The sequence below is a fragment of the Paeniglutamicibacter kerguelensis genome, from assembly GCF_017876535.1.
Lineage (GTDB): Bacteria > Actinomycetota > Actinomycetes > Actinomycetales > Micrococcaceae > Paeniglutamicibacter > Paeniglutamicibacter kerguelensis.
On sequence record NZ_JAGIOF010000001.1, the window covers coordinates 4,096,307 to 4,117,279 of the forward strand.

General features: G+C 59.2%; 21 protein-coding genes, 3 tRNA genes and 1 pseudogene. 14 read left to right on the forward strand and 11 right to left on the reverse strand.

From position 1 onward, the window contains the following. Positions 1 to 113 precede the first annotated feature (113 nt). From JOF47_RS18595 to JOF47_RS18610, 4 genes are all read left to right on the forward strand, one after another. A tRNA-Ile gene (locus JOF47_RS18595) sits at positions 114 to 187 on the forward strand. 41 nt (positions 188 to 228) lie between these two features. Further along, the gene (locus tag JOF47_RS18600; protein ID WP_210001144.1) at positions 229 to 345 is read left to right on the forward strand and encodes a DLW-39 family protein; all 117 of its coding nucleotides are present in this window, start codon (positions 229 to 231) and stop codon (positions 343 to 345) included. 8 nt (positions 346 to 353) lie between these two features. Further along, a tRNA-Ala gene (locus JOF47_RS18605) sits at positions 354 to 426 on the forward strand. A 9-nt stretch (positions 427 to 435) separates the two neighbouring features. After that, entirely contained in the window at positions 436 to 1,455 is a 1,020-nt protein-coding gene (locus JOF47_RS18610) for a DMT family transporter (protein WP_342592838.1), read from the forward strand. Positions 1,456 to 1,621: 166 nt separating this feature from the next. Here the strand turns inward: JOF47_RS18610 and JOF47_RS18615 are convergent, their stop codons facing one another. Next, positions 1,622 to 2,287: a hypothetical protein gene (locus JOF47_RS18615; RefSeq protein WP_210001146.1), complete on the reverse strand. Its 666-nt coding sequence runs from the start codon at positions 2,285 to 2,287 to the stop codon at positions 1,622 to 1,624. Between the two features lie 476 nt (positions 2,288 to 2,763). Here JOF47_RS18615 and JOF47_RS18620 point away from each other — a divergent pair, with 476 nt between their 5' ends. From JOF47_RS18620 to JOF47_RS18630, 3 genes are all read left to right on the forward strand, one after another. Next, positions 2,764 to 3,309, forward strand: a complete 546-nt coding sequence (locus JOF47_RS18620; RefSeq protein ID WP_210001147.1) for a peptidylprolyl isomerase — start codon at positions 2,764 to 2,766, stop codon at positions 3,307 to 3,309. Between the two features lie 385 nt (positions 3,310 to 3,694). Beyond that, positions 3,695 to 4,405, forward strand: a complete 711-nt coding sequence (locus tag JOF47_RS18625; protein ID WP_342592839.1) for a rhomboid family intramembrane serine protease — start codon at positions 3,695 to 3,697, stop codon at positions 4,403 to 4,405. A 588-nt stretch (positions 4,406 to 4,993) separates the two neighbouring features. Further along, on the forward strand, positions 4,994 to 5,998 hold the full coding sequence (locus JOF47_RS18630) for a GNAT family N-acetyltransferase (protein WP_210001150.1): 1,005 nt from the start codon (positions 4,994 to 4,996) through the stop codon (positions 5,996 to 5,998). Here JOF47_RS18630 and JOF47_RS18635 read toward each other — a convergent pair. Continuing rightward, positions 5,991 to 6,608 (reverse strand): LysE/ArgO family amino acid transporter, encoded by a 618-nt coding sequence (locus JOF47_RS18635; RefSeq protein ID WP_210001151.1) that lies wholly within the window; start codon positions 6,606 to 6,608, stop codon positions 5,991 to 5,993. The two genes, JOF47_RS18630 and JOF47_RS18635, sit on opposite strands and share 8 nt — an antisense overlap. 71 nt (positions 6,609 to 6,679) lie before the next feature. On the opposite strand from JOF47_RS18635, the gene JOF47_RS18640 reads away from it, so the two are divergent. Beyond that, positions 6,680 to 7,588 (forward strand): ArgP/LysG family DNA-binding transcriptional regulator, encoded by a 909-nt coding sequence (locus tag JOF47_RS18640; protein ID WP_210001153.1) that lies wholly within the window; start codon positions 6,680 to 6,682, stop codon positions 7,586 to 7,588. 50 nt (positions 7,589 to 7,638) lie between these two features. Further along, positions 7,639 to 8,181 carry a YiiD C-terminal domain-containing protein gene (locus tag JOF47_RS18645; RefSeq protein ID WP_210001155.1) on the forward strand — a complete coding sequence of 181 codons (543 nt, stop codon included), beginning with the start codon at positions 7,639 to 7,641 and terminating at the stop codon, positions 8,179 to 8,181. A 34-nt stretch (positions 8,182 to 8,215) separates the two neighbouring features. Here the strand turns inward: JOF47_RS18645 and JOF47_RS18650 are convergent, their stop codons facing one another. Continuing rightward, entirely contained in the window at positions 8,216 to 8,731 is a 516-nt protein-coding gene (locus tag JOF47_RS18650; protein WP_210001157.1) for a DUF3817 domain-containing protein, read from the reverse strand. A gap of 154 nt (positions 8,732 to 8,885) precedes the next feature. Between JOF47_RS18650 and JOF47_RS22530 the strand changes: the two are divergent. Then, positions 8,886 to 9,200: pseudogene (locus JOF47_RS22530) on the forward strand (DMT family transporter). Here JOF47_RS22530 and JOF47_RS18660 read toward each other — a convergent pair. Beyond that, on the reverse strand, positions 9,197 to 9,451 hold the full coding sequence (locus JOF47_RS18660; RefSeq protein ID WP_210001159.1) for a cell division protein CrgA: 255 nt from the start codon (positions 9,449 to 9,451) through the stop codon (positions 9,197 to 9,199). The pseudogene JOF47_RS22530 and the gene JOF47_RS18660 sit on opposite strands and share 4 nt — an antisense overlap. A 172-nt stretch (positions 9,452 to 9,623) precedes the next feature. Here JOF47_RS18660 and JOF47_RS18665 point away from each other — a divergent pair, with 172 nt between their 5' ends. From JOF47_RS18665 to JOF47_RS18675, 3 genes are read left to right on the forward strand one after another with little or no spacing between them, the layout of a single operon-like run. Further along, complete coding sequence (locus JOF47_RS18665; RefSeq protein ID WP_210001162.1) at positions 9,624 to 10,361, forward strand: class E sortase; 738 nt, start codon at positions 9,624 to 9,626, stop codon at positions 10,359 to 10,361. Between the two features lie 18 nt (positions 10,362 to 10,379). Beyond that, a complete protein-coding gene (locus tag JOF47_RS18670; RefSeq protein WP_210001163.1) occupies positions 10,380 to 10,547 on the forward strand; it encodes a hypothetical protein in 168 nt (55 codons plus the stop codon). Continuing rightward, positions 10,544 to 11,194 carry an anthranilate synthase component II gene (locus JOF47_RS18675; protein WP_210001165.1) on the forward strand — a complete coding sequence of 217 codons (651 nt, stop codon included), beginning with the start codon at positions 10,544 to 10,546 and terminating at the stop codon, positions 11,192 to 11,194. Before JOF47_RS18670 ends, JOF47_RS18675 begins: the two co-directional genes overlap by 4 nt. Before the next feature lie 108 nt (positions 11,195 to 11,302). On the opposite strand, the gene pknB is transcribed toward JOF47_RS18675, so the two are convergent. Genes pknB through JOF47_RS18710 form a run of 7 tightly spaced genes read right to left on the reverse strand, consistent with a single transcriptional unit; the run spans position 11,303 to position 20,527 of the window. Next, entirely contained in the window at positions 11,303 to 13,240 is a 1,938-nt protein-coding gene (gene pknB / locus JOF47_RS18680) for a Stk1 family PASTA domain-containing Ser/Thr kinase (RefSeq protein ID WP_210001167.1), read from the reverse strand. 20 nt (positions 13,241 to 13,260) lie between these two features. Further along, positions 13,261 to 15,039, reverse strand: a complete 1,779-nt coding sequence (locus JOF47_RS18685) for a protein kinase domain-containing protein (protein WP_210001168.1) — start codon at positions 15,037 to 15,039, stop codon at positions 13,261 to 13,263. Further along, positions 15,036 to 16,481 (reverse strand): penicillin-binding transpeptidase domain-containing protein, encoded by a 1,446-nt coding sequence (locus JOF47_RS18690; protein ID WP_210001169.1) that lies wholly within the window; start codon positions 16,479 to 16,481, stop codon positions 15,036 to 15,038. The genes JOF47_RS18685 and JOF47_RS18690 overlap by 4 nt, the downstream gene beginning before the upstream one ends. Next, a complete protein-coding gene (locus JOF47_RS18695) occupies positions 16,478 to 17,884 on the reverse strand; it encodes an FtsW/RodA/SpoVE family cell cycle protein (RefSeq protein WP_210001170.1) in 1,407 nt (468 codons plus the stop codon). The genes JOF47_RS18690 and JOF47_RS18695 overlap by 4 nt, the downstream gene beginning before the upstream one ends. Further along, positions 17,881 to 19,299, reverse strand: a complete 1,419-nt coding sequence (locus JOF47_RS18700) for a PP2C family protein-serine/threonine phosphatase (RefSeq protein ID WP_210001171.1) — start codon at positions 19,297 to 19,299, stop codon at positions 17,881 to 17,883. The genes JOF47_RS18695 and JOF47_RS18700 overlap by 4 nt, the downstream gene beginning before the upstream one ends. 2 nt (positions 19,300 to 19,301) lie before the next feature. After that, positions 19,302 to 19,784 (reverse strand): FHA domain-containing protein FhaB/FipA, encoded by a 483-nt coding sequence (locus JOF47_RS18705; protein ID WP_210001172.1) that lies wholly within the window; start codon positions 19,782 to 19,784, stop codon positions 19,302 to 19,304. After that, positions 19,781 to 20,527 (reverse strand): FHA domain-containing protein, encoded by a 747-nt coding sequence (locus tag JOF47_RS18710; protein ID WP_210001173.1) that lies wholly within the window; start codon positions 20,525 to 20,527, stop codon positions 19,781 to 19,783. Before JOF47_RS18710 ends, JOF47_RS18705 begins: the two co-directional genes overlap by 4 nt. Positions 20,528 to 20,810: 283 nt before the next feature. On the opposite strand from JOF47_RS18710, the gene JOF47_RS18715 reads away from it, so the two are divergent. Continuing rightward, a tRNA-Leu gene (locus JOF47_RS18715) sits at positions 20,811 to 20,894 on the forward strand. Positions 20,895 to 20,973: the final 79 nt, after the last annotated feature.

Here is a 20,973-nt window from a genome sequence, read left to right on the forward strand (position 1 = left end):
AAAGCCTAGAATCCGGCCCTCGGGACACTTCATCGAAGTCGACCCGAGGGCCGATTTGTTTCTTTGGCCATTCCTCATGTAAAGTTTTATCTCGTTCCCAGCGGGAACAAAGAGGGCGTATAGCTCAGGCGGTTAGAGCGCTTCGCTGATAACGAAGAGGTCCCTGGTTCAAGTCCAGGTACGCCCACGGATTCCCTCATCCGAACGGTAGTTGAAAGGAAGTGTCCCATGCGGAAACTTCTGGTGTTGGTGGTAATAGCCGCGGGCATAATAGGCTATCGTAAGTTGAAGGAATCATCGGCCGATAAGGCCAGCTGGAGTCAGGGCACCGATAAGGTATCCTGAATTCATACGGGGACTTAGCTCAGTTGGTAGAGCGGTAGCTTTGCAAGCTTCAGGTCAGGGGTTCGACCCCCCTAGTCTCCACCGAAACGAATGGCCCGGAACAAATGTTCCGGGCCATTCGTGTTTCCGCCCCATTTTGTGTCGAAGCCCGGATTGACCGTCGGCGAGTTGGCCGGCGTGAAGTACCGAACCTGGAGTAGACACGTGACCTTTTTCCTCGCGATCGTCGGCGTCCTCGGAGTTTCCGCTTCCGGGCCGATTATTGCAGCCTTCCCGACCGTTCCTGCCCTTTCAATGGCCTTGTGGCGCAACGCCATTGGGACCGCTGTCATGGCCGTCCCTGCCGTGGCGTCCGATCCCAGGTCGTTTGGCCGCCTCAGGCGCCGAGAATGGGGCTGGAGCGCGGTTGCAGCCGTCTCACTGGCGCTGCATTTCGTTTGCTTCATGACAGCCATCCGAATGACCACCGTTGCTGCAGCCACCGCGCTGGTGTGTCTGCAAGCCGCCTGGATCGCGCTGTTCCAGTCCTTGCGGGGAACGAAATACGGCTGGCGGGTGGGAACAGGGGTCCTGCTTGCCTTCGCCGGCGTGTTGGTGATGACGGGATTCGATATAGGTTCGGGCCGTGACGCTCTGATCGGCGATGGGCTGGCACTTGTCGGTGGGATTCTTGCCGCGGTCTACACCCTCGCCGGGGCAAAGGCGCGGGCAACCATGACCACGAGCACCTACACAACGCTTTGCTATGGCATGACCTCGATCGTCCTTCTGGCCATCTGCTTGATTTTCGGTGCCCCGGTCTGGGGATTCGATGCAAGAGGATGGATGGGGATCCTTGCGTTGGCCTTGTTCTCGCAGGTGCTTGGGCACTCGGCATTCAACCACCTGGTTTCCAGCCTTGGGCCGTTGACAGTCTCCACCCTCATCTTGTTGGAAATCCCGGGTGCCGCATTGCTGGCAGCGCTTTTCCTAGGGCAGCATCTACCCGCCGGAACTGCACTTGGCTTGGCCATCATCCTTGCAGGCCTGGTATTGGTTGTACGTGGCCAAGGACGAATGCTGCCCAAGGCCTCAGCAAAGGCCGGTTTATGCCGCGGTAAGGGCCCCTGAACGACTCGCAGGCATGATCTCCTGACACGGTGCGGATGTAAATGGGCGGGTTGTCGGATCCGTTCTCCTTAAAACGCCTCCTGGATAAATATATAGGGCGGTGTGTTTGGCGAATCTTGAATATTCGCCAAACACACCGCCCTATTTCAATTTGTGGCCTGAACGCCTACTTCTTGGGGCGGGGCGAGGGCTTGGGCGTATCGGATTTGATATCGGCTACGACCTCGGAGACCTTGTCTTCGACCGCAGAGACGGCTTCTTCGGCCTTGTGCTTTGCCGCGCTTGCCGCCTCGGTCAGCTCTTCCTTGACGGATACAAGGGTTTCCTTGGCTCCTGCCGTTGCCTCTTTGGCGGCGTCCTTTGCATGCTCCTTGGCCTCGGCTGCAGACTTTGCGACCTGTTCACGAACCTCATCAACGGATGCAGGCGTCTCTGTCGCAACGTTTGCGCGCACGGTCGTCGGCTCCACGGGAGCCGGGGTCTTCCAGGGATCGTCAATGGGCTTCGAAGCCCGCCATGCGGCTACGGCGGCGGCGCCGGCCGCCGCGATGATTGCGAAGATCAGCAGGCCTTTTTTCTTCTTAGCTGGTTTCTGCACGTTTTCTAGCTCCTTGGCTGTCGTCTCAACGGCAGCCGTTGCTGCCTGCTGCACTCGTTCAATGGTTTCCGGTTCAGGCGTCAGCGACCCAGCAAGGTTGTTCAGGGCGGCAGGAATCTGGGCCTCTTCAATCTTGCGGGCAGTGAACTGGGCCGCCTGGCTGATTTTTTCATTTGCCGCAGGAATGTACTCATTTAGAACCACTTCGCGGGCGTGGTCCAGGGCCTCGGTCAACACGGGAGCGGCGCGGTCAGCAGCCTTTTGCACCCGTGGAGTGGCTTCATCGATTGCGGCGGAAATCATGGGGCCCACTCGTTCAAGGGATTCCTGCAACAGCGGAGTTACTTTTGCGACTGTTTCCGAGAGTTCATTCGCGGCCCGGGTGAGGCCTTCCTGGATCTTTGGGGATGCCGTCTCGATGCCTTTTTCAATGCGCGGAACGGCCCACTTAACAGCGGTGTCAATCTTGGGTGCTGCCCAGTCCAGTGCTTGTTCGGCGCTTGTTGCAACGCTTTCACCAAAGTCTCGAGCGATACGTTCTGACTTCATAGTGAACCCCTTTGATCGTTTCGGTAGCTTTGTCCTAGCCTACGACGTGCGAGCGGATCCAGCCATTACCGCCGGGGCATATATCAATGGCATGTACTGGTGTTCACTGAACGCGTAGCCATTCGTTTACGGGCTTGCAGGGCTCGTGGAAGAATAACTTCATGACTGCAATCCCTACGCATACCGCGACCATCCACACCAACTTGGGCGACATCGTCGTCAACCTCTTCGGCAACCACGCCCCGAAGACCGTCAAGAACTTCATCGGACTTTCCACCGGTGAGCAGACCTGGAACGACCCGCAGAGCGGCGAAGAAAAGGTCAACACCCCGTTGTACAACGGAACGATCTTCCACCGAATCATCGCTGACTTCATGATCCAGGGCGGCGATCCGCTGGGCCAGGGCATCGGCGGCCCGGGCTACCGTTTCGACGACGAAATCAACCCGGAGCTTGACTTCCGCGAGCCGTACAAGCTGGCCATGGCCAATGCCGGTATCCAGATGGGCAAGGGCACCAACGGTTCCCAGTTCTTCATCACCTCGGTACCGACCACCTGGCTGCAGGGCAAGCACACCATCTTCGGCGACGTCACCGACGCAGAATCACGCAAGATCGTTGACGCACTCAACGCCATCGCCACCGATGGCCGCGACAAGCCGCTGGAAGATGTTGTCATCTCCAGCATCGACATCGTCGAGCTCTAAAGATTCGATGTTGACGTAGAGTTTTCTGCGTCAAGATTCCTGGCGGCTCCGCTTACCAATCTCGCTTCGGCGTGGCGGTATGCGGGGCCGCTTTGTCTTAGCCCCATGTCGCCGAGCGGCAATCCCATTTGGTGCACATTGGGCCAAGCTCCCAAGGTTCGTGGGGGAGGATGGTCATTGACCCTTTCAAAGGGACGACGACCTTAAAAAGCAGGAGAATCATTCCATGTCGTATGGACTTTCCAACCAAGACCAGGCCTTCTCGCCGCCGGTATGCCCCCGGCATCCCGAGCGCATTTCCTATGTAACCTGCCAACGGTGCGGTCGCCCTGTTTGCGCGGAATGCCAGGTGACTGCCGCTGTGGGCACACAGTGTGTGGATTGCGTGCGCGAGGCGAACCGAAACATTCCAACGACTCGGACGGTGTTTGGCGGCAAAGCCACCGACGGGCGGCCCATGGTGACGTACGTGCTTATCGGGATCAATGTCGTCGTGTTCGGCCTGCAGATGCTGTTCTCCGGTCTCACCAGCGAACTCTTGTACGCAGGAATTTATACCAGCCCTTATGGTTCTGCCGAACCGTGGCGCATGCTGACCTCGGCATTTGCGCACTCCCCCACTTTCATCGGGCACATCGCGTTCAACATGTATGCGCTGTACATCTGTGGACGGGTACTCGAACCAATGCTGGGCCGGTCGAGATTCCTTGCGCTCTATTTGATATCGGCTCTGGGAGGTTCGGTAGCCGTCCTGCTGATAGCGAACCCGCTGGTCTCCGTTGTTGGAGCCTCGGGTGCGGTTTTTGGACTCTTTGCCGCCATGTTTGTTCTCTTGAGATCACGCGGAATCCCGGTGGTCCAGGTTGCTATCCTGGTTGCCATAAACCTGGCCATTGGTTTTGTCATCCCCGGCATTGCCTGGCAAGCCCACGTTGGCGGTCTGGTTCTCGGGGCGGCCTGCGCTGGGATCTTTGCTTACGCACCCAAGGGTGCGCATCGATCGTTGATGCAGTGGGCAGGGCTTGCAATCTTGGTAATGCTCCTAGTTGCCGTGACTTTTTGGGGAGCCGCAAACGTTCGAGTGCCGCTGTCGTAGCCGGACAAAGTCGAAAAATTATCCACAGGCGTTATCCACACTGTTAATAACTCACACCTGTGTAATTCAAGCGTGCAACAAGGGCCTATTACGCGGCAATGGCGCAAATCTCGACGGCTCATTGAGAGATTCACCCCAATATGCACAATTTCATCCACAGCTGTGGATAACTTAGTGCACAACCTGTGCATTGGCCTCGATCCGAACGCGGCAGTATTGGTGGTGGAATGTTCGAAAGTATGACCTACTCCGCGAGAATTCACGGAAAATCAATCCACCGCCATGCTGCGATGGCTTGTTTTCCACACATCTTGTCCACAGTGTTAATAACTCACAGCCACGCGGTCGGATGGTGCACGAATGCCGAAAGCGTAGGGAGTTCTGGTATCCATGCGACATAACCCACAGCCTTATCCCCATCTGTGGATAACTTCTGTGCACAGTTTGTCGCGGGTCGCTTGGTTTCCTTCGGGCATAGATCTTCAGGTTCCCACCGAATCCTCTTTGGCGGATGCCGAAGGTACGATACGTTGAATCGAGTCCACGAGGTACAAACCCCACCACGTATGACATTGAAAGGGAACGGCGTTGAACCTGCTCTACGACTGGATTCGAAACGAGAATGTTCAGGCCTGGGCGGAGCTGACCAACCACCTTGCCGTTGTGGATTGCACCGACGAGTTCTATGAAGCCGAGGATCTGCTTGAGGAACTGCACGAACCCGGAATGGAACCGGAGCGCGACACAGTGGCTGTGTGGGATGGCAACAGGCTCGTGGGATTCGCCCAACTGCGTGTTGGACACCAGCTGCGTGAGGGGCTTTCCCGAGTGTCGATTACCGGTGGTGTACACCTGGAATATCGTCGTCAGGGCGTGGGCACAAAACTGATGGACATCCTGGAGTCCCGCGCCAGGCAAAAGTCCGCACAGCTGCATCCCGGCGCCCCCGCCGCAGTCGACATGTGGGGAAACGCCCCGGGACATAGCGCCGGAGCCATGGCCGAGGCCAGGGGCTATCTCCCGGCCCGGTATTTCCAAGACATGACCGTCAAGGCGGAAGAATTTCGGAAATCATCCATGGAGCTCGGGGTAAACGATTCCCTGAAGGTACTCCCATACTCCCCCGAATGGGCGGAATCAATTCGCTTGCTCGACAATGAGGCATTTGCCGACCATTGGGGATCCACGCCAAAGACCGCTGACGAATGGGAAGCCATGACTTCCGCCCGAACGTTCCGGGCGGAGTGCTCCCGAATACTGGTTGAGAAGCAACCAGGCAGTCTCCGGCCAAGGGTGCTGTCCTACGCACTTAGTTCTGAATGGGTCCCAAACGAACTGTATGTGGCCCGCGTCGGCACAGCACGGGATTCCCGCGGGAAGGGATATGCCGGCAGACTGTTGTCGGACGTTATTGCCGCGGCCCTGGCTGATGGTTTTACCGAGGTTGGGCTGAGCGTTGACGTCCAGAGTCCAACCGGCGCGGTGGGCGTCTATGAAAGGTTGGGTTTCTCCGTCACGAGGACGGGCACCATGTACCGGAAGGACATCCTTCGCTCCGCGGACGCGTCGTGCCGAAGCTTCGAGCCTAGGTGATTACCGGAAGCAGCAACGTCAACGCCAGCACAAGCATGATGATGGCGATGATGCCATCTAGGATGCGCCACGAGACGGGGCTGGCAAAAAACCCGCGTAGGTAGCGGGAGCCGTACCCGAGTGCGCTAAACCATGCAATGCTGCCAAGTGCCGCACCCGCGCCGAATAGCCATCGGCCCGAGGGGCCCTGGGCTGCGGCGATGGACCCTAGCAGAACCACGGTGTCGAGGTAAACGTGGGGGTTCAACCAGGTGAGTGCCAGTGTTGTGAGCGCGACGGATCGCAGCGTGTTGCCCGAAACCTCGGCGGCCTGGGTCAGGACTTGTGGATTGAGTGCGCGTCGGGCAGCAAAGAACGCATAGACAACAAGGAACCCTGTTCCCCCGAGCCGCGCCACGGTGATGAACCACGGGGCCACGTTGAGCAGGGCCCCGAGCCCTGCGATGCCGGCAAATATGAGGACGATGTCCGAGAACATGCAGATAAGCACCGCGGCACCCACGTGCTCGCGGTGGATGCCTTGCCTCAGGACGAACGCGTTTTGTGCGCCGATGGCTACAATCAGCGACAGCCCCGTGGCAAGACCGGTAAACAAAGGAAATAGAGTCACCCATCGAATTTATGGGAACGCCTATGGGATGTCGAACTAATTATTCTTAGTCTTCATTAGAATTTCTTAGTATGGACTTCTCCACCGAACAACTCCGCACCTTCAAGACCGTCCTTGAGGCCGGCACGCTGGAACGCGCTGCGCGCGAGCTCAACATCACCGCATCGGCGGTGAGTCAGCGCCTGAAAGCCCTGGAAAAGCAGGTTGGAAGCGTGCTGTTCATTCGCTCACGCCCCATCAAGCCCACCTCCAGCGGTGACGTGCTGCTGCGTCTGGCCCGCGAAACAGAACTCCTGTCTGCCGAGGCCCGGCGGCAACTGAGAATGTCAGAGGACGAAGCCCGGTCATTGCCGCCGTCACGGGTCAGCATTGCAGTGAACGCAGATTCCTTGTCGAGCTGGTTCACCCCTGTGCTCCAAGGGCTCGCAGACCAAGACCTCATGGCCTGCGAAATCCTGCGGCACGATGAAGCCCACTCCACGGAACTACTGCGCTCAGGCCAGGTCATGGGCGTAGTGACGACAAAAAGCGTCCCGGTTCAGGGATGTTCGTCGGTGCCACTCGGGGCTATGACCTACCGCGCGATGGCCTCGGCTGACTTTATCCGGAAATGGCTGCCGGGCAACGATCCAGCCAGCGAATTGGCTGCGGCACCAATGGTCAATTTCGACAGGAACGATGACCTGCAGTTGTCAATGCGCAGGACCCTTGCGGGAAGCGCGCGCCAAGATGCCCCGGTGGAGCACTTTGTGCCGGATTCGCGGCAATACGTCGCTGCCGTAGCGGCTTCGCTGGGTTGGGGCATGATCCCTGATATCCAGGATCCAAAAGACGGTTCCCTGCTCCCGGTAAACCCTGAATGGGAAAGCCAGATCCAGTTGTATTGGCAACGTTGGAAGATCCCCTCCCGCGCTCTCGATACGTTGACGGACTTGATCATCGCCGCGGCAGGGAGTGCCGGTTTGATGGCCTCAACGTAACAGTAATCAACAACCTACTTATTAGTAATAAGCGGGCCTAGGCTGAACCCATGACCGCCACGAATACCAAGAATCGGAAGCCGAAGGCCTCAATCCCGAATTCTTTTCGCCAGTTCATTCCCAAAATTTCCGGTGACCCGCGATTTGTTAAGCACGGAATGACCCTCTGGCCGCCGTTTTGGGGTGCAGGTATCAAGGTCCAAGAAATTTCCGCAGACTGGCGCAGTGCGACGGTGCTGATGCGGCAACGGCCGTGGAACATGAACTACGTGGGGACCCACTTTGGAGGGTCGCTTTTTTCCATGACGGATCCGTTTTGGATGATGATGGTGCTTCACAATGTGGGACCCGGCCACGTTGTCTGGGACAAAGCCGCGGAAATTAGATTCCTGAAACCGGGCCATGGAACCCTGACCTGTCGTTTTGAGCTCAAAGAAGCCCAGCTTGAAGAACTCAAGAAGCGCGTTGTCGACAGCGGGAAGGCGACAACGTGGTTCGACGTCGAGATCCTCGATGGTGTGGGCGACGTAGTGGCAACAGTGCGCAAAGAAGTCTATGTGTGCGCAAAAAACCCGGCCTTGACAACGCAATAAGCGACGAAGAAGACCGGGTCTGGTAATGGTTTGGCTACTTGTTTCCGCCCGGAGGACCGATGATCAACAACACGGTGGTGATTGCGGCGACCAGGAAGATTCCCGCGACGGCCGCAATCCACGGGCTGCGCAGTGCAGTCGCCTGAATCTTCTCAATGAATCCAGTGGGTTCGTCGCCTCCGGGTGCCAAGCGCCAGGTGTCGCTGAGCAACCCGCGGCGCAAGACGGAACGCTCAAACGGCAGGGTGGCGAACGGAATGATCGCCGTAGCCAATCCAAGAATGCCCCGGGAAACACTCCACCGCTCGTTGGCCCACACAAAGAGTGTCACCAAACCGTAGGCGATGAAGACCACGCCGTGAATCATTCCGAAAATCCTGACAAACGCCGGCTGGTCGGCGCCGTACTTCATGATCATGGCAAAGATCAGAAGTGCCCACGTCACCATCTCGGCTGCTGCAAGGAAGCCATAGAAGCGCTTGGGTGAAAGCTTCGAGGGGGGTGACTTGAGAGCGGCGGATGAATCCACTGCGGACTCGGGGCGAACCATGTAATTGCTGCCTTTCTGGGGAGCTTGCCGGGATTGTTCCACTAATCCGGAAGTTGCTTTTGCTGGTGAGTTGGAACGCGTCAGCGCTCACCGGACGATGGGGCCGTAGCCGATCAGCGACAAGACTGTGATCGAAAAAGATCGGTGATGCGCGATGTCGTGGAGCATACTCATTATTTCTGGTGTATTCGAAGCAGTGTGGGCTATTGCCCTGGAAGGCTCGAAAGGCTTCACCAAACTCGTTCCATCCATGATTTTGGTGCTGGCCCCATCATCAGCACGGCCTGTCTCGCATGTGCCATGAAGGAAATCCCCACCGGAACCGCTTATGCGGTATGGGTGGGCATGGGGGACAACCCTGGCGCTGGCCTACGGCATGATCTTCGACGGCAATTCGGTCAGAGCGATCAAGATTTTCCTGATCGTTGGACTGGTCGACTGCGTCATTGGCCTAAAGTCAGTTAACTAACGCCATCCGGTTGTCATGAAGAAACCAACCATCGCAACGCCAAACCCGATGACGATATTCCATCCACCAATCATGGGGATCGGGAAGAGAGTCTGAGAAATGTAGTAGACCATGATCCAGACCAAACCCAAGAGCATCAGGCCGAACATTACCGGCTTGTACCACTTGGGCAGGGGCTTGTCATAGGTCTGGGTTTCGCCGCCGCCGCTCTGTGGCTTGCGGTTCTTCCGACGGGTCTTGGATTCAGGCACTGCATCTCCTTGAGTCTTCAGTCGTCGGACCGATCCAACGAGTGGTTGTCCGAACGGTAGGCTAGAGAGGCGGTATGGAAAGCAAATCCCGTGCCACCCATAGCTAATACTATCTGCTCAAGCTGGAGGTTTCCGGGTTCACGGTTGCCCCACTGCAGCGCGAGGGAACCCCATGACACGATCTGAGACCCGGCTTCGGACCAAAGCGTCCCTCGGACAGCGTCTGCTTGGCGGAATCGGTGAAATTCTCATCACACTCGGAATCATTGCGCTCCTCTTTGTTGCCTGGGAGCTGTGGTGGACGAACGTCGACGCGAATCGTGCCCAAAGTGAAGTCACCTCTCAATTCGTCCAAGGGCTCAATCTCGGTGACGCCGGCGGACAGGACTTCGGATCGGCACCGATCGCCAAGATCCCGGACGGGGAAACCTTCGGCATCTTCTACATTCCCCGATTTGGCAAGGATTTTGCCCACCCTGTAACCAACGGGGTGGGTCCCGAGGTCTTGAACTCCGTCGGCATCGGCCACTATCCGGAAACCCAAGCCCCAGGTGAACCGGGAAACTTTGCAGTTGCGGCCCACCGGCAAACCCACGGGCAGGTGTTCTGGGACATCGACAAGTTTGAAGACGGCGACAAGGTCTATCTGCAGACGCGCGAGGGTTTCTATACGTATGAATGGCGCAACACGGAGATAGTCCACCCTTCCCAGGGTGAAGTGCTGCTTCCCGTTCCGCACGAGCCCGGCCAGGAGCCAACCAACTCAATCCTGACGATGACAAGCTGTCATCCGCCATTCACCACACGGATGCGAATCATTGCCTATTCAGAACTCATGTCGTGGCGCCCGTCCGAAGCGGGTCCCCCGGCGGAAATCGCCGATCTGGTCCACAAGACGATGAAAAACTAGGAAGGGACGCACTCAAGAATGTATGCGTGGATTTTCACCCACCTACCGGGCCCGTTGTGGTTTCGAGTCATCCTGGCAGCGGCGTTGGTCGTCGCAGTCGTACTATTGCTGATGAACTTTATTTTCCCCTGGCTGAGCCAATACAGCCCGTGGACCGAATCGACGATTGGCCTGATGCTGCTGTGAGCGCACCCAAGATCCTTGTGATCGACAACTATGACAGCTTCGTCTACACCCTGGTGGGGTACCTGCAGGAGCTGGGCGCCGAAACCACCGTGGTGCGCAACGACGACCTATCGCTGGCGGAGGTCATTGAACTGGCCGAGGCCCGTGACGGCGTGTTGGTTTCCCCCGGTCCGGGCAACCCCGCAGAAGCCGGCGTGTGCATCGAGATGATCAAGTGGTGCGGCACCGCACGCAAGCCGATGCTCGGCGTCTGCCTGGGACACCAGTCGCTGGCGGAAGCCTATGGCGGGGTTGTCACCCACGCCGAGGAACTGATGCACGGGAAGACCTCGCCGGTTTTCCACACCGGCCACCCGATCTTCGCCCACATCCCAAGCCCCTTTACCGCCACCAGATACCACTCGCTTGCTGCCGTGCGATCGAGCATCCCGGAATGCCTGGAAATCACGGCAGAGACCGAAAACGGCGTCATCATGGGCCTGTCGCACCGCACTGCGCCGCTTTGGGGCGTGCAGTTCCACCCCGAATCCGTGCTCACCGAGGGCGGCTACCAGATGCTTGGCAACTGGCTGGAATCGCTGGGCCACGTTGGGGCGGCAGCACGCGCGGGTACGCTCAGCCCGCTGATCAGGGAAACCGGACGCTAGAACCCGCCTCACTCCCCCATGGTTGTTGAAGAACCCGCCAGAATCGTTATTCTGGCGGGTTCTTCAACAACTGGGCGGACGGGCCCGGCAGGCCACGGCTAGGAATCGCTAGTCGTCCGAAAATGGGTCGCCGCGATCCCAGCTGTCTCGATGTCCGACACCGGGGAAACTAGTGTCAGGGGATTCGTCGAATGATTCCGAATCGGATTCCTCGTCGTCGGAATCGTCCTGGGGAGCGGATTCTTCCGTGGCCGTAGGCGGAGTAACCGGGGGCACCTCAGGCGCCTTGGCGATTGTCACGGTGACGGTCCCGCCCTGCGGTGAAGTCGATCCGCTCTCGGGGTCCTGGCGGATGATGGTGCCGGGCTCGGCCACCGTATGCACTTCCTCCTGAACCAGGATTTTCAGTCCGAACTTGGGGTCGGCCAGAATGGCCGTGGCTTCAGGTTCTGTCATGTTCAGCAGCTGGGGAACAACGACAAGACCAGTGGAAAGGATCAGGTCGATCTTGCTTCCGGACTTCACTTGGCTGCCAAGCGTCGGCTCGGTTCCCACCAAGGAGCCAGCGGGGATCGTGGGATCGTTCTTCCTGGTTACCGACCCGATGGTGAAGCCCATTTCCTTCAACGTTTCCCTTGCGGTGACCTCCGTTGCCCCTGCCAGGGAGGTCGGGAGCTTGAGGCTCTCCGGACCCTTGGACACCATCACGGTCACGGTCGTGCCCTTGACGACTTGTGCCTGGGCGACGGGATTGCTGGAAACCACAGATCCGGATTTCACCTTGTCGTCAAAGACGTCCTCAGGCTTGGGGATGAGCTCCAGTTTGGTGAGTGTGGATTCGGCCTCGGCCTGGGACAAACCGGTGAGTGAGGGAACGGTCACCAGGGCGTTGCGTGCCGCTTCGGCCTGCATCCAGTTGTAGAAGAACAACCCGCCAACCGCCAAGGCCAGAACCATGATGATCGAGAGCACCACGGTCCACGCCTTTTTGGATTTGGCGCGGTAGTCATCCACAGGCTCAGAGCGGCCCTGATCCCACATGGGTTGTTCATTCCAGTGCTGTTCCGCGGCCACCGGCTCAAGGTATCCCGTGTTAATGCCGGTCTCGGCTACCACCGCGGGCATGGCAAAAGTGTCAGCCCCCGTTGGAGCCGTTTCCTGCGGCAGGATGGCTGTGAGTTCCTCGGGAGGCAACGGAATCCCGTTGCGGGCGTTGCGCAAGGCCAAGGCAAAGGCCGGGGCGTCCGCATAGCGATCCTCGCGGTCCTTGGCCAGCGCCTTGAGTACCACATCGTCGTAGATCGGTGGAAGCGTCGTCTTCAGGCTGCTGGGGGCTGGAGCGTGCTCTCCCACATGCTGGTAGGCCACGGACACAGGCGAGTCCCCGGTGAACGGGGGACGGCCGGTAAGCAGTTCGTAGAGAAGGCAACCGGTGGAGTACAGGTCGGTTCGTGCATCGACTATTTCCCCGCGTGCCTGTTCCGGGGACAGGTATTGTGCGGTGCCCACCACGGTTTGCGTTTGGGTCATGGTGCTCGAGGAATCGGCAAGGGCGCGCGCAATGCCGAAGTCCATGACCTTGAGCGCGCCCTGGTTCGTGACCATGATGTTCGCGGGCTTGATGTCGCGGTGAACAATTCCCATGGCATGGGAATGCTGGAGTGCTTCAAGGACGCCCAAAACATAGTCGATTGCCAGATCGACAGTTATCTCACCGGCCTTGTGCAAATCGCGCAGCGTACGGCCGGAGACGTACTCCATCACGATGAACGGCAGCTCGACGGAAGAACCGTTGATTTCGCGGTCTTCCTCACCGGTGTCGTATACGGAGACGATATTCGGGTGGTTCAGGCCGGCGACGGCCTTTGCCTCGCGCCTAAATCGGGCCTGGACCATCGGATCGCGCGCCATTTCGGGTCGCAAGAGCTTGATGGCAACCTTCCGGCCCAAAACCTGGTCGACTCCCAAATGGACGTCGGCCATTCCTCCGCGGCCGATGAGCTCACCAACAATGTAGCGACCGTTGAGAATGCGTTCCCCGGTCACTGTCTATTCACCATCGTCATCTAGTTGGTCACCGGCGGCTTGGGAGTCCTGTCACCGGGCGAGGTGCCCTCGACAGCCCCTTCGGGGCTGGGCGAAACGGGCGCCTTCGATGCAGGTGCCTTGGTTTCAGCCGGTGGTTCCGACGTTTCCGTCTCAGCCGGTGGTTCCGACGTTTCCGTCTCGGTCGGCTCGGGCTTCGTTGTTTGCGTCTCCGATGGCGGTGTTTCCGGCTTTTCCGTCTCGGCGGGGCCCAAGGACCACCTGTATCTAACCCTGGTTCCGGGCTCTACCTTGACGCCGGCGGCAGGGAATTGTTCGATGACAGTGCCGAACGGGCGCCTGTCGTTGACGGGATCCAGCGACTGCGGCACAAGATCAAGAGCCTTGAGCTTGCTTTCGGCTTCTTCGACTGTCAGGCCGGAGAGATTGGGTGTACCAACCTTCTGGGCTATCGGGGACTCCGAGGGCGAGTTGGACGGCGACTTGGTTGTAGGCGCGGTCGTGGGTGCGCTGATCTTTGTTGACTCCGAAGCCGGCGCGCTTGTGTTCGCGGATGATTCCACGGGCTTGTTCCCGCCGGTGAGCATCGGCAGCAGCAATGCGCCAAGCACGGCAAAGACAACCAAAACGATTAGGGCAATCAGCGGCGTGGTCCAAGGGCTGCGCCCCTTTTTGACCGGCGTGCGACGGTCGGCCCGCTCGTCGGCCTGCTCGTAGGCAGGCTCGTCCTCCTGTTCCCAGGGCTGGGAGGCGCCCAGGAGCGATTCAAAGTTCTCGGGTGAGGCCTGTTCGGCACCGGGCGCAGGAATCTGGGGCATCGCGTTGGTGGCCGGGGCCGAAGCGGAAATGCTTTCATCCACGGGTTCGAGGGCAACGGTCTCATTGCCCTGCGTAATCGGTGTCTGTCCCAGCGCCTGGGTAGCCGTATCGGAACCGGAGAACAGCAGCATCCCGGGTACGGCCATGGTGGCGGTTTCCGGGTTGCCGGCACGAATGGCGTCGGCCGCAACTGCCAATGCCTCGGCGTCTGCCGGGCGATCCGCGGGATCCTTGGCAAGCATCGACATGATCAGGGAGCGAACCGGAACCGGAATGGATTCGGGCAGCGGCGGAGGTGCGTCGTTGACCTGGGCCAGGGCGATGGCGATCTGCGATTCACCGGTGAACGGGCGACGGCCGGCCAAAAGCTCGTAGCCGATGACGCCGAGCGCATAGATGTCCGAACTGCCGGTGGCCTGCTGGCCCGTGGCCTGTTCGGGTGCAAGGTACTGGGCGGTGCCCATGACCTGGCCGGTGGCAGTCAGAGGCACCTGGTCTGCGATGCGTGCAATGCCGAAGTCGGTGATCTTCACACGGCCGTCGGGCAGCATCAGGATATTGCCCGGTTTCACGTCGCGGTGGACAAGCCCCTGTACATGTGCCGCGGCCAGAGCCTTGGCGGTTTGGGAAATGATCGAGAGCGCACGGTCCGGAGACAGCACGCGTTCGCGCTCGATGATGGTGGACAGCGGCTGGCCTGGGACCAATTCCATGACCAGGTAGGCGGAACCCTCTTCTTCTCCGTAGTCGAAGACGCTGGCGATGCCGTTGTGGTTAAGCAGCGCCGTATGGCGCGCCTCAACGCGGAATCGCTGGAGGAAGCCCGGATCCCCGGTGTATTCCTCCTTAAGGATCTTGATTGCCACCAGACGACCGAGAACCTGGTCCCGGGCCCTCCACACCTCACCCATACCGCCAATGGCAATACGGTCGGTCAGCTTGTATCGACCGCCCAGGGTGATACCGGAAATTGGCCTCACTGGTTGAACACCGCCTCTAGGATCTTCTTCAGGTTGGGACTGGTCAACGAGGATCCAGTCTTAAAATCAATTTTTTCGAACACAATTGTCACAGCTACTTGGGGATCGTTGGCCGGCGCGAAACCGGTGATCCAGGAATTCACCAGAGTGGATCCACCGATTTGCGAGGTTCCGGTCTTGGCCGCAATGTCCAGGCCAGGCACCTGCGCCCTGACCGCGGTTCCGCTCTTGACCGGTCCGCGCATCAGGTCGGTGACCTGGTCGGCAACGTCCTTGCTGGTGGCGGTGGCGAATTCCTTGGGCTTGGTCTCCGAGAGTACCTTCAAGTCCGGGGCGATCACCCGCTTTATCAAGTTCGGCTGCATGATCTTGCCGCCGTTGGCGATGCCCATGGCAACCATGTTCATCTGCATCGCGGTTGCCTTGACGTCGCGCTGGCCGATCACCGACTGGCCCAATGCGGCCGGGTCGAGGTTTGGCGGGAAGACGCTGGGGACTACCCGCAGCGGGATGTTCAGTTGCTGGCCGAATCCGAAGTTCTTGGTGACCTTCTCAAACGGCTCGGCGCCAAGTTTCTCGCTGATCTCGACGAACGGGGTGTTGCAGCTTTGCGCCACGATGAAGGACAGCGGGGCCTCGGTCTTTGCGGCGCAGTTTCCGCCGAAGAAGTTTCCAAGGGGGGTCGTGGTGCCCGGCAGCGTCACCTTTGCAGGGTTCTTCATCACGGTGTCGGCGTTGTACTTGCCTGATTCGATGGCTGCAACCAGGTCAAGGACCTTGAACGTCGATCCCGGAGCCGTCAGGTTTCCCAGGGCGGGATTCACGTACGGGCTCAGTCCCGGGACCTTGAGCAGCTTCTTCATGTTCGCCGCAGCCTCTTTAGAGCTTTGAACGGCCAAGAGGTTGGTGTCGTAGCTCGGCTTGGAGGCCATGGCCAGAATGTTTCCGGTCTTTGGTTCCGAAACGATGATGGTGCCGCGGGTGCCGTCCGGGATCAGGTCGTAAACGAACTTCTGGAGTTTGCCGTCGATGGTCAGTTCAACCGAGGCACCCTCATTGGCCCGTCCGGAGAACAGGTTGATCATGCGGTCGAAGAACTGGTCTTGGCTTTGCCCGGTAAGTTCGTCGTTCATCACGGATTCGAGCTGCGTCGAGCTGTTGGTGAGGGAATAGAACCCTGTCAGGAACGCATAAAGCTCGGGGTCGGTGTAGGTGCGCTGGTACTTGAACTGGCCCTCGGACGGCTTTGATTCGGCGATCGGCTTGCCGTCGACCAGTATCGCGCCGCGCGGCAAATCGAATTCACGGAAAAGCTGTCGCTTGTTGAGCGCATTGTTGTTCAGGTCTGATGCCGCGAAAAACTGTACGTAGCTCAGCGAGCCCAAACACAGGACGAAGAGCAGCACCACGGCGATCCATGTATTTCGGATTGCTTGATTCATTGCTTCGCCTCCTTAGTGAGTTTCTGTCGACGGGGTGCTTCCGTGGCGACCTCGGCGGTCGCGGAGAGGCCGGCTTGCATCGGGCGGCGCGAATTGTGGGAAATCAACAGCAATATCGCGACGATGATCCAGTTCGCCAGCAGGGATGAACCGCCGGCAGCCATGAACGGGGTCGTCAGGCCCGTCAACGGGATGAGTCGGGTAACTCCGCCGATGACCACAAAACATTGCAGCCCCAGGGTGAACGACAGCCCTGTGGCAAGCAGCTTGCCGAAGGCGTCACGTGAACCCAAGGCGGCGCGCATGCCGCGGCTGATCAGGATCAGGTACAGCAGCACAATTGCGGACAGGCCGATGAGCCCGAGCTCTTCGCCCAGGGCGGCCACGATCATGTCGCTGTTGGCCAGCGGGACCAGATAAGGGCTGCCGTTTCCCAGGCCGGTGCCCAGCAAACCTCCGTCGCCCATGCCAAAGAGGCCTTCGACGATTTGTCTGCTGCCACCTTGTGCATAGTAGATGTCGGGGTCGAAGGCGTTGATCCAGCCGTCGATGCGACGGGTTACGTGCCCCATGGTGAAGTAGGCGAAGACTCCGCCGCCGGCAAGCATCAGCATGCCGATGACAATCCAGCTCACTCGCGCCGTTGCAACGTAGATCATGACCATGAACAGGCCGAAGAGGAGGATCGATGACCCGAGGTCGCGCTGGACAACCAGCACGCCGATGCTTACGAGCCAGGCAACGAGCATCGGGCCCAGGTCCCTGGCACGGGGCAGCTGCAGCGGGCCAATCTTCTTTCCGGCAAGCAGGATCAGTTCGCGGTTGGATGAAAGATACCCGGCAAAGAATATTGCAAGGGTGATCTTTGCCAGTTCGCCCGGCTGGAAGGAAAGGCTGCTTCCGATGCGCACCCAAATGCGCGCACCATTGATTGGTACGCCCAGCCCCGGAACCATCGGGAGTAGCAGCAGGACCACGGAGGCCGCCAGTGCTGTATAGGTGAATCGACGCAAGACGCGGTGGTCGCGGATAGCCCACAGAACGACCATGGCCACGACCATGGCGATTCCAGTCCAGAGGATTTGGCGATAGGCCTGGTCGTTGTCTCGTGACACCTTTGCCAGATCGATCCTGTGGATCATGGCCAAGCCGATGCCGTTCAGGGCCACCGTCACTGGAAGTATCACCGGGTCGGCATATTTTGCCCAAATCCGCAGGATGACATGGAAAACCAGCGCCAGGCCGGCCAGGAATAGCCCCTGGGTGATGAACTCCTGGCTCAAGCCGTTGTCGCTGTTGATGCCCACAAGGTAGTAGGCGGCCATTGCGACGGCCAAGGCAAGGAGCAGGAGCAAAAGCTCCATGTTGCGTCGTGGGATCGGCGCAGTCTCTAGCTCGCTCACGGTCTGGTCTCCTGACAGTAAGTGGGCATCGGAGGCAATGCCGAGGGTGAGCCCGGGTTCTCCGGGACTACCACCGGGCAGTTCTGTTTAACGGTCACGGTCAACTCATTGACAATCATTTGGGCGTGGGCCAAATCCCGCGCCGGGAGAGAGGACTGGATCCGTTGGCGGGTGTATTCAGGCAATGCATCCAGAGGGATCTCGGTTACCGCATCCACGTGGGAAAGTTTGAGGGGACCCAAGTCTTGGGAAACGCCCTTGAAGATCGCAACCTTGCCATCATGGTTCCCCACGAAGTATTGGGTCTGGGTCCATAGATAGCCCCAGATGCACACGGCCGCCAGGATCAACGCCATGAGAGCCAGGAAGGTGGGAACCAGCCAGCGTCGCTGACGAGCCTCGCTCTGTTCGAAATCTTCGGGTGGATCCGTTGGCGCCCCGGGGCCCTTGTGGGTGAGGATCGCCGCGGCACGCTTTTCACCCGACCGCTGGGTCACCACCGGGATCTTGCCCGTTTCGGTGGCCAACTGCGCGGCTCCAACCAGCAGGTGGGGGCGCTTGGACATTTCGTGGCGAATAAGCGCGGCACCGGCCTCCAGGCCGCCTTCTGCGGCAATGGTGAGCTGGCCGGTGTCCGGGGCAGGTTCGGCGGCGGAGTCGTCGTGGTCTGCGGGTGGCAGGTCGAATTCGGGATCCGCTTCGACCACCTCAAAGACCACGATGGTGACATTGTCCGGGGATCCATGCGCCAGGGTGGTCTCCACCAAGTCGTTAGCGGTTTCCTCAAGGGAAGCCGTTCCGCGCATGATCCGCTCCGTAATGGAGTCCGGCACCACGGCGTTAAGACCGTCGGAACAAAGCATCCACCGTTCACCGGCTTCAACCGGATATTGATTGATGTCCAGTTCCGGGCTGGCATCCGAATCGCCAAGAACACGCAACAAGACGTTCTTGTGCGGGTGCATTTCTGCTTCCTCCGGGCGCAACCGGCCCTCGTCGACAAGCCGCTGGACAAACGTGTGATCGTGGCTGACCTGCTCAAAAACACCGTTTTTGAGCCTGTATGCACGGGAGTCACCAATATGTGCGAACTGCAGGACGTTGCCGGTCAGCAACATGGCTGTGACGGTGGTTCCCATGCCCGAAAGCTTTGGATTGGCATTGACCAGTTCATTGAGAACCAGGTTTGCAGCCTGGATCTCGTCGGGCAGCACAGTTTCGGCGTCCTGGGTATCGGGGACATCGAGGTGGACAAGATCAAGGACCGTCGAGGCGCTGGCCACGTCGCCGCCGACGTGCCCACCCATGCCGTCGGCAACAACGGCCAGGTATCGGCCGACATAGGCGGAGTCGTCATTCTTGGAGCGGACCTTGCCAACATCCGACCGCGCCGCAAATTTGAGCATCAACGCCATGGCTACGGCCTCAGCTCCATAACCGTTTTACCGATCCGGATCTTCTGGCCAAGTTCAACAGGCTGTGCGCGTGTGAGCTGCACATCGCCAAGGAAGGTTCCGTTGGTGGAGCCCAGGTCCTCGATAAACCACCGGGTTCCCTGCGGGAAAAGCCGGGCATGTCGCCCGGAGGCGTAGTCGTCTTCGAGGACGATGGTCGCTTCCTGGGCGCGTCCCAGCAGGATGGGGCTGGCCGTGAGCTGGTGCTGCAGCCCGGTTAGAGGTCCTTCCAGGATCACCAGCGTTGTTGCCTGCTGCTTAGCCGGGGCCTCTGGTGCGGGGGACAGGGCCGGATTCTTTCGAATTTCACGCGCTGTCGGCGCGCCGGTGCGGGCCTTGCTGCCAATGGCAAGATCCCGGCGCAGCGCCCCCACGATGCTGAGGATCAGGAGCCATAGCAGGATGAGGAACCCGAGCCGCAGGACGGTGAATACGAGATCATTCACGCGCGACCTCCTTGCGATTGAGGTAGGAGTCTAAAGATGATGCGGGTCTGTCCCATGGAGATGTTTGAGCCGTCAAACAGTTCCGTCTCGCCGACGACGCGTTGGCCGTTGACGAAACTTCCATTGGTGGAGCCCATGTCGACGGCCCACGTGGTGTTCCCGCGTTGTTCGATTTTCAGGTGCTTGCGGGAAACGCCTGGATCGTCGATGGGAATGTCGGTTTCGGCGGATCGCCCCAGAACAATGCTCGCGTGGTTCAGCGCGTAGCGCTGTCCCGCGATGTCGAGAACGGGCTGCACCGGGGCCGGACCGCGAGGGGGTGCTTGAGGGGCAGGGGGTGCCGGCGGAGCCTGGCGGACTTCTCGTTTGCCTGGCTCCGAAATGGTTGCGTCGATTTCAAAGACGCCGCTCCTGAGTTCAAAGTCCTTTCGGAAATTGACCTCGATGGCCCCTTGGAGGGTGTAACCCTGGCTCTTTGCGTGTTCCATGGCTATGGAGCACAACTCCTGCGCAAGGGGCGCGCCCCATTCGCGGGCCTTTGCAAAATCCGGGTCGGACAAGCGAACCGTGAAGTGGTTTGGCGCCAGCGTGCGACCCTGCGAGATTGTCAGCGATTTGGCATCCATGGAGTTCCGCAACCGGGATGCAATCTCAACCGGTTTCACTTCCGAGCCGCTAGAGCCACGGAAGACGCTAGTGACAAGCTTCTCTAGTCCGCGTTCAACATTGTCGATCAGACCCATCGCTTCGCTCCCTTCCTTGGTTCCATTCGCGTTGTGTGCGCCATTTTTGGCAACTCTGTGCAGAGCGTGGATGCTCTACGCCATCTTCGATACTACTGGTCTTGCCTTTGAGTGGGGTGTAATGTGGCCAAAATTGCCCCCTGCTATGCAACGAATAACACCGCAGCAAGGTTGCCGGATTGTGCTCCTGATCACAAAGACGTTCTCGATTAGTACTTTCTGGCGAATCGTGTATATGATTGATCTCGCTGTTGAAGTCAATGACTAAGACAGGTTGAGATATGCGCGAATGGCGGAATTGGTAGACGCGCTGGCTTCAGGTGCCAGTGCTCGCAAGGGCGTGGGGGTTCAAGTCCCCCTTCGCGCACATATGAGAAAAGATCCTCGGTTTTCGAACCGGGGATCTTTTCGTTGTGCCCCCGACCCGCGGATTGCCCGACGGCTGA

Bases quoted from the DNA above. Each gene is read 5' to 3' on its own strand.
- JOF47_RS18600 (WP_210001144.1), top strand. From the start codon at position 229: ATGCGGAAACTTCTGGTGTTGGTGGTAATAGCCGCGGGCATAATAGGC.
- JOF47_RS18610 (WP_342592838.1), top strand. From the start codon at position 436: ATGGCCCGGAACAAATGTTCCGGGCCATTCGTGTTTCCGCCCCATTTT.
- JOF47_RS18620 (WP_210001147.1), top strand. From the start codon at position 2,764: ATGACTGCAATCCCTACGCATACCGCGACCATCCACACCAACTTGGGC.
- JOF47_RS18640 (WP_210001153.1), top strand. From the start codon at position 6,680: ATGGACTTCTCCACCGAACAACTCCGCACCTTCAAGACCGTCCTTGAG.
- JOF47_RS18645 (WP_210001155.1), top strand. From the start codon at position 7,639: ATGACCGCCACGAATACCAAGAATCGGAAGCCGAAGGCCTCAATCCCG.
- JOF47_RS18650 (WP_210001157.1), bottom strand. From the start codon at position 8,731: ATGGTTCGCCCCGAGTCCGCAGTGGATTCATCCGCCGCTCTCAAGTCA.
- JOF47_RS18665 (WP_210001162.1), top strand. From the start codon at position 9,624: ATGACACGATCTGAGACCCGGCTTCGGACCAAAGCGTCCCTCGGACAG.
- JOF47_RS18670 (WP_210001163.1), top strand. From the start codon at position 10,380: ATGTATGCGTGGATTTTCACCCACCTACCGGGCCCGTTGTGGTTTCGA.
- JOF47_RS18690 (WP_210001169.1), bottom strand. From the start codon at position 16,481: ATGAATCAAGCAATCCGAAATACATGGATCGCCGTGGTGCTGCTCTTC.
- JOF47_RS18700 (WP_210001171.1), bottom strand. From the start codon at position 19,299: ATGGCGTTGATGCTCAAATTTGCGGCGCGGTCGGATGTTGGCAAGGTC.
- JOF47_RS18710 (WP_210001173.1), bottom strand. From the start codon at position 20,527: ATGGGTCTGATCGACAATGTTGAACGCGGACTAGAGAAGCTTGTCACT.